The 12,208-nt window shown below is 52.0% G+C and carries 7 protein-coding genes; 1 reads left to right on the plus strand and 6 read right to left on the minus strand.

From position 1 onward, the window contains the following. Nucleotides 1-96: 96 nt before the first annotated feature. The 6 genes from CHB92_RS16405 to CHB92_RS16430 all read right to left on the minus strand — a co-directional run bounded on the left by CHB92_RS16405 (nucleotide 97) and on the right by CHB92_RS16430 (nucleotide 9,774). Entirely contained in the window at nucleotides 97-933 is an 837-nt protein-coding gene (locus CHB92_RS16405) for a DUF4625 domain-containing protein (RefSeq protein WP_089320310.1), read from the minus strand. A gap of 407 nt (nucleotides 934-1,340) precedes the next feature. Beyond that, nucleotides 1,341-1,748: a hypothetical protein gene (locus tag CHB92_RS16410; RefSeq protein WP_089320311.1), complete on the minus strand. Its 408-nt coding sequence runs from the start codon at nucleotides 1,746-1,748 to the stop codon at nucleotides 1,341-1,343. A gap of 170 nt (nucleotides 1,749-1,918) precedes the next feature. Continuing rightward, a complete protein-coding gene (locus CHB92_RS16415) occupies nucleotides 1,919-6,022 on the minus strand; it encodes a chemotaxis protein CheB (protein WP_089320312.1) in 4,104 nt (1,367 codons plus the stop codon). A gap of 39 nt (nucleotides 6,023-6,061) precedes the next feature. Next, nucleotides 6,062-7,618 (minus strand): GAF domain-containing protein, encoded by a 1,557-nt coding sequence (locus CHB92_RS16420; RefSeq protein ID WP_089320313.1) that lies wholly within the window; start codon nucleotides 7,616-7,618, stop codon nucleotides 6,062-6,064. 77 nt (nucleotides 7,619-7,695) lie between these two features. Beyond that, on the minus strand, nucleotides 7,696-7,992 hold the full coding sequence (locus CHB92_RS16425; RefSeq protein WP_089320314.1) for an antibiotic biosynthesis monooxygenase family protein: 297 nt from the start codon (nucleotides 7,990-7,992) through the stop codon (nucleotides 7,696-7,698). Between the two features lie 153 nt (nucleotides 7,993-8,145). Further along, nucleotides 8,146-9,774, minus strand: a complete 1,629-nt coding sequence (locus CHB92_RS16430; RefSeq protein ID WP_179223081.1) for a sensor histidine kinase — start codon at nucleotides 9,772-9,774, stop codon at nucleotides 8,146-8,148. Between the two features lie 384 nt (nucleotides 9,775-10,158). Between CHB92_RS16430 and CHB92_RS16435 the strand changes: the two genes are divergently transcribed. Continuing rightward, on the plus strand, nucleotides 10,159-12,159 hold the full coding sequence (locus CHB92_RS16435) for a glycoside hydrolase family 97 protein (protein ID WP_089320316.1): 2,001 nt from the start codon (nucleotides 10,159-10,161) through the stop codon (nucleotides 12,157-12,159). Nucleotides 12,160-12,208 lie beyond the last annotated feature (49 nt).

Below are 12,208 nucleotides of genomic sequence, written 5' to 3' on the forward strand. Positions count from 1 at the left end.
TGCAAGCAGACTGCGCTGCTTATGCTTCTAAATTGCCTTAATAAAAAAGAGCACTTCTGTTAGAAGTGCTCTTTTTTTCATCTTTGCGTTAGCTTTTTACTCACCAAAGAAGGTATCAAACCGGTCCGTAAACTCATCGTCACTCAGGAAATCATCCCCATCGTCATCCCACAGTCCGAAGATGCCATCGGTAAGCTCCTGTTCGTTTACCATATCGTTATTGTCCGCATCAAAGTCTGAGAACATTTCTGTTCCAGACAGTCCGGTCATGAACTCTTCCTGACTTAGTGATCCGTTGCTGTCCGTGTCCCAGGCAGTAAAGTTAGCCGTCTCCATTCCAAAGGCCGCCGCAAAGTCGTTAAACTCCGTTTGAGAGATGGCGTCGTTATCGTCCATGTCTGCAATGCTAAAGAAACTGCCTCCGAACTCATCCTCGTCCAAAGAGGTATCATCGTTCGCATCAAAGTCCTCGAACCAGGAGGTGGCAGCAAAAACAGAGTTAAATCCTGCAGCATCCATTTGCGCCGCGTTCACCGTCACATTTCGGACTTGCTCTGCTATATTACCTGCCTCGTCTTCTGCTTCCACAGTAAACACATAAGCGCCAGGGGTTGCATCTTCTGGTAGGGTATAATCCAAATCCAGGTCATAGTTCCTGTTGTCATTCAGGAAATCGCTGATCTCTTCGTCAAATTGAGAGAGACGGGTACCATTCGGACCGGTTACAAACACCCTTACTTCCTCAAGGCCCATGTTGTCTGTTATGTCGGCAGTCATTTCAAACTCGTCACCTGCCGTAAAAACAGCGTTTTCGGCCGGATTAGTAATGTTGATCACAGGATCAACGGTGTCAAGCTCAATATCATCGTCATCGTCGCAGGCCACGAAGGCGAAGGAGAAGAGGAACAAGAAAAGCCAATTAAATTTTTTCATAGCTGTAAAAAATTAGATAGAAAATATGAACATAGTAACAACATTTATCACAAAAGAGCCCTTTGCCATGATTTATGCTACTTCAACAGTATAAACGGTATGGCGGGAACAAGGTTATCGCTCGACCTTAATTAACAAATTGATTCACAATAAGATATATAAGTATAACCCCATAATTGAGTATTCAAATCCTACCGTTCACTTGATTGGAAAGAAGACTTGCAAGACGCACGGCAAGCACCTGGATAGGAGCCAAAGGCCGTGCAGAAGGGCCTGGGAGCCAAAACAAACAAGAAGGGATAACAAATTGCTCCTGCAACAGGGGCATAAAAAAGCTTTGCAACAGCACTTAAAATAGTACTGTTTACACGGCGACAGCAAAGTAGAATTGGACTGTTTTTTTAAGTTTAAACGCCGAGCCAACGGAGGGCTTCCTCCTGATCAGAGAAGTTCTTTACCTCAAACTTGGTATAGCCTCCTGCCTCCGCCCTGGTCACCACCGACTCCAGGGCTATTCTGTAGAACAGGGTGTCTGGCAGCACGCGGGCAAGCTTTTTCAGGTTTGTCCGGGAAAGCAACTCATAGAACTTTGTGGCCATCCACTCCTTCGTTTCCGGGGTGAGCGAGGCCAGGGACTGGGCATTGGCGACCGCCCGCTCTACCTGGGTGTCGCGTAGCACCTCGTACAGCTTTGTCCCGCCCGTTATCATCTCGTCCCCGCCTATTGGCCGTAGCCACTGCGCCCTCAGAACACCCAGTCGGTGGTTCACCTCTATTCTGTAAAAGTCAGACTCATATTTTATCACAAATGGCATAGGACGTGGTCAGGTAGGTGGATCTAAAAACAAAAAGAGGTTTATCTATATACCGCGTTTTATATACGCATAAGCAGGAAAATCATTCCACGAACTGACCAAAAGCAGCGACAACAGTTGCCGTGTACCTCCTACTAAAGCTTTGCCAGGTAATGGAAGCCAAGAAGGCTTCATTTCGCCGCCTTAAAGTACAGCCTGAAAGTGGTTCCGCTCCCCTCCTCGCTCTCCACTTCTATTTTACCGCCGGAGTTATCCATCATGCGTTTCACAATGTAAAGCCCCATGCCGGTACCCTCTACTTCGGAATGGAAGCGCTTAAAGAGCGTGAACATCTTCGGAAGGTTGTCTTCACTGATCCCCGACCCGTTATCCTTCACTGTCAGCAACACGTGCCCGTCTATCTGTTCTGCTTTAATGTTTATTTCCGGCTGCCTTTCTGATGAGCGGTACTTAATGGCATTGCTGACCAGGTTGTAAAGAATGCTGTAAAGGTTCTTTCTGGAAAAGTTAACCTGCTTGCCACCACTAAAATCCGTCCGTACCCTTGCCTTGGTCTGAGCCACAAGATCCCCGATGTTCACGGTTACATCATCAAACACCTCCTGCAAGTCGACCAACTCTGCCTCCCCGTCCACATCACGCTGCACGCGGGCTACGTCTGTCAGGTCTTTGATCACATTTTGAAAGCGCCGGATAGAGTTCTTCATCATGTCGAAGACGGGCTGGGTTGGCTCTCCGACCAAAGGCGCCGATGACTCAATCTGCTCCTCCAGCAAGAGCAAGAGCCCCTCAATATTCGCGACCGGTGCCTTCAGGTCATGGGAGGCTGTATAAACAAAGGTGTCCAGATCCGCATTTACCTTTAGCAGGTGCTCGTTCGTGTCCTGCAGGCGCTGCTGTATGGCCTTCAGGTCCGACAGGTCTATAAAGGAGCCTAGCACGCGGTACGGCATTTTGTACTCGTTGTGCAGGATGTAAGCCCGGTTGGACACAAAAGCATAAGAACCGTCCTGCTTGACGATACGGTACTCCCCTGCCCACTGGTCTTTGCCCTGGTTAATGGCCTGGTTGATGCCTTGCCTGGTTTGCTCTCTGTCATCAGGATGCACCATGTCGAACCAACCGTTCACACCTTCTCCCATCTCTTCGGGGCCATAGCCCAGGATGCCTTTCAGGTTCTCACTCCACCACACCTCGTTTGTCACCAGGTTCCAGTCCCACACCACATCATTGGTGGCCATCGATACCAGCCTGAACCTTTCCTCACTTACACCCAGTGCCTGCGTACGCTCCGCTACCCGTTTCTCCAGCTCATTGTTCAGCCTGATCAGGTCTTCCTCGGCCTTCTTGATCTCTTCATAGGCCTGCAGCACCTTCTCTTCGCTTACTTTCTTCTCGGTGATGTCGGCCATCGTGACCGTGATACCGTCCCCCATTTTCACGGCGGCAATCTCGTACCAGCCTTTGTGGGCGTTGATTTCCAGTTGCTGCTCGATGTGCAGTTGCTGGCCTGTCTCGACCACCCCCACCAGTTTTCGGAACAGGCCGCTTTTCTTCAGGAAGGGCAGGTCAACCAGCACGCTCTTGTCCAAGATGTCGGCATTTGCCTTGCCGACCAGCTCCTCCCCTTTCCTGTTCAGCAGGCTCCAGGTAAAGTCCGTGATCTTTTGCTTTTCGTCGCGCACTGCCCGGAAAGCCATTATATTGTTCAGGGAGCTGTTGAGCACGCCCTGTACCACGTTGCTGAGTTCTTTCAGGGTAGTTACCTCCACAAAGCTCAGCACCACGCCGTCCTTGTTGCCGTCGTGCTTCAGGTAAGGGATAATGCGCATCAGGAAGAACCGGCCTTCTTCCGTCTCCACTTCCTGCTCTACCTCCACAGAGGTATTGTTCACCTTCTGGATGTCCTCCAGCAGGTGGGCATACTTCAGGTTATGCGACAGGTGGTGAATCGGGCGACCCAAGTCACTATCGATAATGTTGATCAACTCCTTGATGGAGGGGGTAAACTTACGGATCACGAGGTGATGGTCCACAAAGAGCTGGCCGATGTTCGAGCTTCTGATATAGTTGTCCAGGTCCTCGTTCAGTTCCTGCAGTTCCTTTATCTTCAGTTGGTGCTCTGAGTTAACGGTATGAAGCTCCTCGTTGAGCGACTGCATCTCCTCGTTAGAGCTCTGTAGTTCCTCGTTTGAGGACATCAGCTCCTCGTTGCTGGACTGCAGTTCCTCATTAGAGCTACTTAAATCCTGCACTGTCAGATGCAAGCCTTCCCGCGCTTCTTTCAGCTCCTGCTCCAGCGCGGCAAGCTGCTGGTAATAGTCCGAGCCGGACAACATCGTCAGGTCCGATGCCTTTACAGGGTGGTTCATTTTGCCTAATTCCTGCAGCAGCACCAGGATTATCCGCGGCTGGTTCTTTTCCGGGGCAATAGGCCGAATGGTCACATGCACGTAGCGCTCTTTCTTCCCTTTCTGGATGGCAACCTGCCGTACTACTACCTTCTGGTTCTGCTTCAGCGCCTTCCGGATGCCCACACTCAGGGCAACGGACAGTTCCTCGGGCACCATCTTCAGCAAGTTAAAGTGCAGGCGCCTGTCCGGGAAATTCAGGAAGCGGCTGATGTCCCCGATCCCGTGCAGCAGCTGGTAGTTCTCGTCCACGTAAAGGCCGGTCACCTTAAAGTCCTCCGCCACCGCGTCCATAAAGGTATCGTTATAACGACTGAGAGGCGATCCCTTAAAGGCTGAGCTGCTTTCCGAAGCGGTAGCTGGCCTGTAGTCTGTAATACCATAATTCGGCTGTATGCCCCGGCTTTCCTTTACCTTGCGGTACAACTTCCACTTACGGTTTTCCTCCGAGAAAAAGGACTTCATGTCCGCAATGTGCTCACTAGGGCCTAGGAGCAGGTAACCGTACAGGTTTAGAGCATAGGGGAACAGGGAGAGCACTTTGTTCTGAAGACCTGCATTGAGGTAAATGAGCATGTTACGGCAGGTAATCAGGTCCAGCCGGCTAAAGGGAGGGTCTTTTTGCAGGTCGTGCTGGGCAAACACCACCAGCTTCCGGATCTCTTCGTTGATGATGTAGCGCCCGCCCCGCTGATGGAAAAAGCGCTGTAGCCTTTCCTCAGACACGTCTTTACTGATAGTTGCAGGGTATATGCCTTTTGAGGCCTGGGTGATGGCCCGCTTGTCGATGTCTGTCGCGAAGAGCTTTACGTTTGGCTCCCGCCCCAGTTGCTGAAAGCACTCTGTAAAGAGTATCGCAAGAGAGTACACTTCCTCCCCCGTGCTGCAGGCAGTCACCCATACTTTCACTGGTTCACTGGCGGGTTTGGAAGAGACAATATTAGGAATCACCTCTTGCCTGAGCAGTTCGAATGCCTCCGGGTCGCGGAAGAACTTCGTCACGCCAATGAAGAACTCCTGCGAGATGTGGTTGATCTCGGCAGGGTTTTCGTGCAGGTAGTTCAAATAGCCACGCAGGCTTTTCAGCTTCAGGCTTTCCAGCCGTTTTTGGAGCCTGCGGTAAATGGTGGGCTCCTTGTAGTTCGAAAAGTCCATCTGCGTGTGGTGGCACACCACATCCAGAATTTCACGAATCACGGCACTGTCCTCACCGCCATTCGCATCTTCTGTTAAGGCGCGCACCAAAGGGACTTTCTGTGTATAGTCAATAATGGCCACTGGCATACGATCCGGCGACAGCACAAAGTCTCCCAGGCCTGCACTGATGGCACTGTGCGGCATGCCATTGAACTTGGCGGAACCGGGCTCCTGCACGACCACCATGCCGCCCGCCGCCTTTATCGCCTTACCTCCTTTTGTGCCGTCCGTACCGGTTCCCGATAAGATCACCCCAATGGCGTAGCGCCCACGGTCTTTGGCCAGCGATTCAAAAAACACATCGATGGCAAAGTTAGGCTCCCGGTCCCTGGTTTTGTCTACCAGGCGAAGCCGACCCTTCTTCAGTGTCAGCTGTTTGCCGCTGGGCAGCACATACACGCAGTTCGGCTTGGTGAGCATATTGTCCTCCGCCTCCTGCACCCGCATCTGGGTATGCTTGGTCAGCAGCTCCGCCATCAGGCTTTTGTGGTCGGGCGACAGGTGCTGAATAATGACAAAGGAAAAGCTGGAGTTGCTCGGGAAATGGTCGAACAGCTGGTGAATGGCCTGCAGCCCCCCGGCAGAGGCACCGATGCCCACCAGGTAATGGTCGGCTGCCTGCGCCGCTTCTTTCTTTTGGTCCACTAGTGTGTTTGGGTCACTCATAGAAGCACTGACAGAGTGTGACTCTGGAGAGAAGATGAATTAATATCTTTCCTTTAAGATTTTTTCCAGCACAGCGTTGCGCAGTGTTTCCCCTGCTTCTACTTCCTCTTCCGACCAGGCCAGGGACGTGTGCTTTACCGTTTCCTGGTAGGTGGCAAAGGAGTTGCGTGGATGATACGACTTCCCGTCCGGCTCCAGTTGGATCGCCTGGTTCGGGTTTCCTCCCCAGTTCACGGTTTGCAATACCTCTGGCCGGAAGCCAAGGATGTACTCTCCCTGCTCTGCGTTGAGCGGCAGTGCGATGAGCCCGCTCGCTACGTCCTTATAACCTTTGCTCTGCGGGTAATGTTTAGGCAGTTGATCGGTGACATACACCTTGTCTTTATGGTTGCGCCGCAGCCAGGACACCAGTTCTTTCATCTCCTGTTTCCCCGGCGTGTTTCCGCTTGTCTGTGAACTGCCCTCAAACAGCACCGCCGCCCCTGTCAGGTTCAACAATTCCTGCAGGTTAGTGGCTCCGTCCAGCAGCCCTTCGGCTAAGCCAGGGCTGGTGTAAAGCTGCTCAAGTAAGCGGCCGTGCAGGCCCCGCAACCTGGCCTGTAGTAAGATGGCCTGCTCCCGCTCTTTAGCCGCAATCTGGGCCGACACAATGCCGGAAAGTAACTCCAGGGCAGAGCGCAGCTCATAGCTGGGGTTTTTGGCGGTTTTATGATGGCAGGAGATCAGGCCCCACAGGTTATCGTTGATGATGAGAGGCAGGGACATGGAGGCCACAATGTTCATGTTCGCCAGGTACTCTAAGTGCACGGGTGCCACACTGCGCAGGTTACTGTCGCCCAGGTCGGTGAAGCGCTGTGTCAGGGGATTCACGACCGGGATCAGGCGCACAGGCGTGTAGTCGCGTGTCGGGATAAGCCGGTACGGATTGGTGAAATAAAGGTCCCGCGCTTGTTTGGGAACGTCCGATGCCGGAAAACGCAGGTCCATGTAATCATCCATGTCTTTCTCTTTTGCCTGCGCAATTACTATACCGTTCCATTGCGGATCAAACTGGTACACCAGCACGCGGTCGAAACCCGTAAACTTTTTGATCTCGGCCGCCACCAGCTGCGCAATTTCCTGTGTGTTGGCCGTCTGCTTCAGCAGGGTGGTGATGTACTTGATGTGCTGATAAAGGGATATAAAAGACTCCTGCGTTCCGGGGGTGGTATTCTCCTCCAGTTCCAGTAACACATGCTCTTCCCGGGGATGCAGCAGGGCTGTAAACGCAACATCCTTTTCCGCTACCTTTATTACAAGGCTAAGCGGTATCTTATCCGGGCTATCCTGCTGCGCCATCTTTGCCTGCAGGTCCTCGTACTGGCTGGCGGGCAGGTAAGAAGACAGGGGCTGCCCCAGCAGGTCATCTACTGAAATGGAGAGAAAAGACTCGACATTGGCACTGGCCTGCCTGATGCGCAGCTCCGGTTTATCCAGTACCAGCAACATGCCATGCGGCTGTATCAGGTTAACAAGGTGAAGGGGAATGCTCCCGCAAAACTCTGAATCGTAGTTTTGGTCGATGGTTACGTTAACCATAGCCGCTGTATTTTCCATAGTTGAGAGGTAATGATGCTCTGGTTGAGCAATTGCAAAATCTATAAAAGTAAGAAGGGCGGCAACAGGCGCCCTTACTACTGCGTCACTTGGTCGAAGAAGCGGACTTTCGTGCTGCCCGGCACCAGTTTCAGGCCTTTGGGCACACCTTCGTGGGCCTCCTTCATGTGATGTTTGTACCAGTCTTTATAGCTGCTATCATCCTCCCAATAGGTCATCACCCAGATCTCGTTCAGTTTATCCTGTGGCGAGAGTACCTTCATGCCCAAAAAACCGGCAGCACTGTCCACCAAATGAGGCCTCTTCACAAAAGCTTCTTTTACCTCTGCCTCCATGCCGTTGGCGACCTCAAACACGCTTAACGCTACAAACATTTCCTATCCTTAACAGATGTCACTATGTGTTTCATATTGCCATCCGCTAAGACAGCTTCCTGTAAAAGTAAGAATACCTTTGCCCCATTCAAAATTAAGCTTGCTATACCTTTAAGTAGGGGACAGGCCCGGAACAGAATCTCCCGGTGCTTCTTACAGCTTGAGGTATACTTTAAAGGTGGTCCCCTTGCCTATCTCACTCTCCACGGCAATGTGTCCGCCTACGTTGTCCACGATCCGTTTTACCATGTAAAGTCCAATGCCGGAGCCCTCCACGTGGTCGTGAAAGCGCTTGAACATGGAAAAAAGCTGTTCCTGCTGCTTTTGGCTCATGCCAAGCCCGTTATCCTGCACGTGGAGCACCAGCAGCCCCGCCTCCTCCTGGCAAAACAGGCGTACCACCGGGCGCCGCTCTGGCGCCCGGTACTTGATAGCGTTAGACACCAGGTTATAGATGATGCTGCGCAGGTTTTTCTCCGAAAAAGAGACAGCCGGGCATTCCGCTACCGCCACCTCTACCTGTGCTCCCGCCTCTTTCACCAGTTTCTCCAGGTCCAGCAGCACCTCCTCCACCACGGTCTGAACATGGACTAGGGTAGCCTCCTCGTTGTGACCTTTCTGTAACTTGGTCACCTCTGTCAGGTGCTCAATTGTTTTCCTGAAACGCTCCACGGAGCCCTGTATCATCCTCGTGATCTGCTGTATCCCTTCCTGTTGCAGGCTTTCCGCAGGAAGCTGGTGCAGCAGCTCCTGCACCAGTCCTTCAATGTTGTAGATGGGTGCTTTGAGGTCGTGGGAAGCCGTGTAAATGAAATTATCGAGGTCGGCATTGGTATGTCGCAACTGCTTGTTTGCCCTGCCTAGGTCCTGGTTCGCCACCACTAGTTCCTGATTCATGCTGGCCAGTTGTTCGTTCGCTGAGGCCAAGGCCCGTGTCAGCAACTGCAGCTGCTCTTCCGACTGCTTATGCTGGGTAATGTCGTTACAGGAACCAACAAAGCCGGCAAAGGAACCGTCACTTAAAAAACGGGGCACTCCTTCTGCCGCACACCAGCGGAAGGTTCCGTTAACGTGACAAATGCGGAAAGCAATGTGGTAGGCACTACGCGCATCAAAAGCCACCTTCAGTTTCAGTAATGCCCGCTCCCGGTCTTCTTCCGCTACAGACATCTCCCAGCCCTTGCCCAGGTGCACTTCAAATGGCCTGCCCGTCCAGTCTACCCATGTTTGGTTCACATAGGTAATGGCCCCTGTGGTATCGGTTAGCCACAGGGCTACCGGTGAGGTATCGGCCAGGCCCTGCAGTAAAACTTCGTTCTGTTCCCCCTCTTGCTTCCTCAGCACCTGCTCCGTCACGTTCGTTACCTGGTGAATGATATAAAGCACTTCGCCCTTGTCTCCCAATACTGGGGTGTTCAGGGGTAACCAGTAACGCGTTTCAAAACCGCCACCCTGCGCCGCTGCCCTTGGCACATCATAATGTTGCAGGGGCATCTCATGAGGTTTTCCGGTAGAAAGCACCCGTAACAGCGAAGCTTTTAAATTTGTAACCGCGTTTGCCTCCGGAGCTTCCGGATTGTCTGGGAAAGCATCAAACACGTACTTCCCCAACAGCTCTTCCCGCACAGTAAGGGTTTCCCGTAAATAAGCATCACTTACAGCCTGGATGACCAAATCCGGTGAGAGAATAAGGTACAGGGCAGGCAAGGATTCAAATATCTTTAACGCTGGAGCTGCGCTGCTGTGGGTGGCACTTGAAATTGAGGAGTACGGGTTATTCATGGTAAAAAAATTGCTACAATCAACGCAAAGGGGCATCAGCCCCCTGCTCTGAAAAAGCACGAGGCCTTTGCGAGAAAGTCTCAGACGCTCGTTTTGGGAACCCTGTAAGATACAAATAATTACGCCATCTGGCCAAGCAAGCCTTTGTTGCAGTGCCCTGTTTGTGTCCAAATCAGTTTCACTTTTATTGCCCTTCGACGAAGGGTAAGCTTAGCAGTTCCTGTCCGGCCAGGCGTTGTTCGGGCAAATGAGTGAGGGGCTATCATGAGCACTTTGAGAATCTCATTCCTTTAAAAGGAGAAATAAAGCGGCTTTAAGCCGCTCCGCTTTTTACTCGCTCCAATTATTTGTAAGTTAAACACTCGAAACAAAACACAACAAAGCATGAAGCATCCCTTCTTTCTGTTTGTTTTGCTGATGACATTCGGACAGTTTGCCGCATTAGCACAACAAAACTTTACCGTTCAGTCACCCGACGGTAAAATCAAAGCAACAGTAGACCTAAAAGACAAGATTACGTACGCTGTTTTCCACGAAGACGACCAGGTCATTGCCCCCTCTCCTATCTCCCTGCAGCTGACGAATGGAGAAACCCTGGGAGCAAAGCCACGCCTGAAGAACAGCAAGCGAAGCGCCGTGAACAAGACCATCCAGACGCCGATCTACAAACGATCTGAGATAAAGGACCACTACAACGAGCTGGTGCTGAATTTTAAAGACGATTACAGCGTCATCTTCAGGGCCTACAACGACGGTGTGGCGTATCGCTTCACCACCTCAAAGCGCAAGGACTTCAACGTGCAGCACGAGGAGGCAAACTTCAATTTCAACAAGGACTATACCGCCATTGTGCCCTACGTAAAGCAGGAGCGCAAAACCAGCATTGAGGAGCAGTTCAACAACTCTTTTGAAAACACCTACACCCATGCCCCCCTGTCTCAGCTAAACCCGGAGCGCCTCGCTTTCCTGCCGCTTGCCGTGGAAGTGGCGAATGGTAAAAAGGTGGTGATCACGGAGGCCGACCTGGAGAGTTATCCTGGCATGTACCTGATCAACAGGAACGGGCAGCCATCGTTATCAGGCGTGTTTGCCGCTTACCCGAAAAGAGTAGAGCAAGGCGGGCACAACCAGTTGCAGCTCTTCGTGAAGGAAAGGGAGAATTACATCGCCAAGGCGAAAGGCACGCAGGAGTTCCCATGGCGTGTGATGGTGATTGCCGAAGAGGACAAAGAACTGGCCGACAGCGACATGGTGTACAAGCTAGCGGACCCATCGCGGGTGAAGGATGTATCCTGGATTAAGCCGGGCAAAGTAGCCTGGGATTGGTGGAACGACTGGAACATCTCTGGTGTGGACTTCAGGGCTGGTATTAACAACGATACCTACAAGCATTACATCGACTTTGCCGCCGAGAATAACATTGAGTATGTGATTTTGGATGAAGGCTGGGCCGTAAACCTGCAGGCCGACCTGATGCAGGTAGTGCCGGAGATAGACCTGAAAGAGCTAATTGCGTACGGCAAGCAGAAGAATGTGGGTATTATCCTGTGGGCTGGCTTCCATGCCTTTGACCGCGACATGGAGAATGTTTCCAGGCATTATGCCGACATGGGCGTGAAAGGCTTTAAAGTAGACTTTATGGACCGCGACGACCAGAAAGCCGTGGACTTTTACTACCGTGCTGCCGAAGTAGGGGCTAAGAACAAGCTACTCATCGATTTCCACGGCGCCTACAAGCCAACCGGCCTGCAAAGAACCTACCCGAACGTGATCAACTTCGAAGGCGTGCATGGCCTGGAGCAAATGAAGTGGTCCAGCCCGGATGTGGACCAGGTAACCTATGACGTAACCATGCCATTTATCCGGATGCTGGCCGGGCCGATCGATTACACCCAGGGGGCCATGCGCAATGCCACGCGCAGCAACTACCGCCCGGTTAACTCAGAACCGATGAGCCAGGGCACCCGCACCCGCCAGTTGGCAGAGTACGTGGTGTTTGAGTCGCCTATTAACATGCTGGCCGACAGCCCGACCAATTACAGAAAAGAACAGGAAAGCACTGATTTTATAGCGGCTGTACCGGAAACATGGGATAATACTGTCGCCTTGGACGGCAAGATCGGGGAGCATATCGCCGTTGCGCGCCGCAAAGGAAACGAGTGGTATGTAGGTGCCCTCACGAACTGGGACCCACGCGAAATGGAACTGGACCTGTCTTTCCTGGGAGAGGGTAATTACAAAGCAGAGGTGTTTAGGGACGGCATAAATGCCGATAGAAAAGCGTCAGACTACAAGCACGAGGTAATTGACGTGCCGCAGGACAGAAAACTGAAGATTACCATGGCCCCAGGCGGCGGTTACGTAGCCCGCATTTACAAGCAATAAGTAAAACCAACTGACATAGAAAAGGGGCTTAAACAAGTGCTTAAGCCCC

Source organism: Pontibacter ummariensis (assembly GCF_900188175.1).
Lineage (GTDB): Bacteria > Bacteroidota > Bacteroidia > Cytophagales > Hymenobacteraceae > Pontibacter > Pontibacter ummariensis.

Coding starts and splice junctions, on each gene's coding strand:
- CHB92_RS16430 (WP_179223081.1), bottom strand. CDS start 9,774: ATGAATAACCCGTACTCCTCAATTTCAAGTGCCACCCACAGCAGCGCA.
- CHB92_RS16415 (WP_089320312.1), bottom strand. CDS start 6,022: ATGAGTGACCCAAACACACTAGTGGACCAAAAGAAAGAAGCGGCGCAG.
- CHB92_RS16425 (WP_089320314.1), bottom strand. CDS start 7,992: ATGTTTGTAGCGTTAAGCGTGTTTGAGGTCGCCAACGGCATGGAGGCA.
- CHB92_RS16420 (WP_089320313.1), bottom strand. CDS start 7,618: ATGGAAAATACAGCGGCTATGGTTAACGTAACCATCGACCAAAACTAC.
- CHB92_RS16405 (WP_089320310.1), bottom strand. CDS start 933: ATGAAAAAATTTAATTGGCTTTTCTTGTTCCTCTTCTCCTTCGCCTTC.
- CHB92_RS16410 (WP_089320311.1), bottom strand. CDS start 1,748: ATGCCATTTGTGATAAAATATGAGTCTGACTTTTACAGAATAGAGGTG.
- CHB92_RS16435 (WP_089320316.1), top strand. CDS start 10,159: ATGAAGCATCCCTTCTTTCTGTTTGTTTTGCTGATGACATTCGGACAG.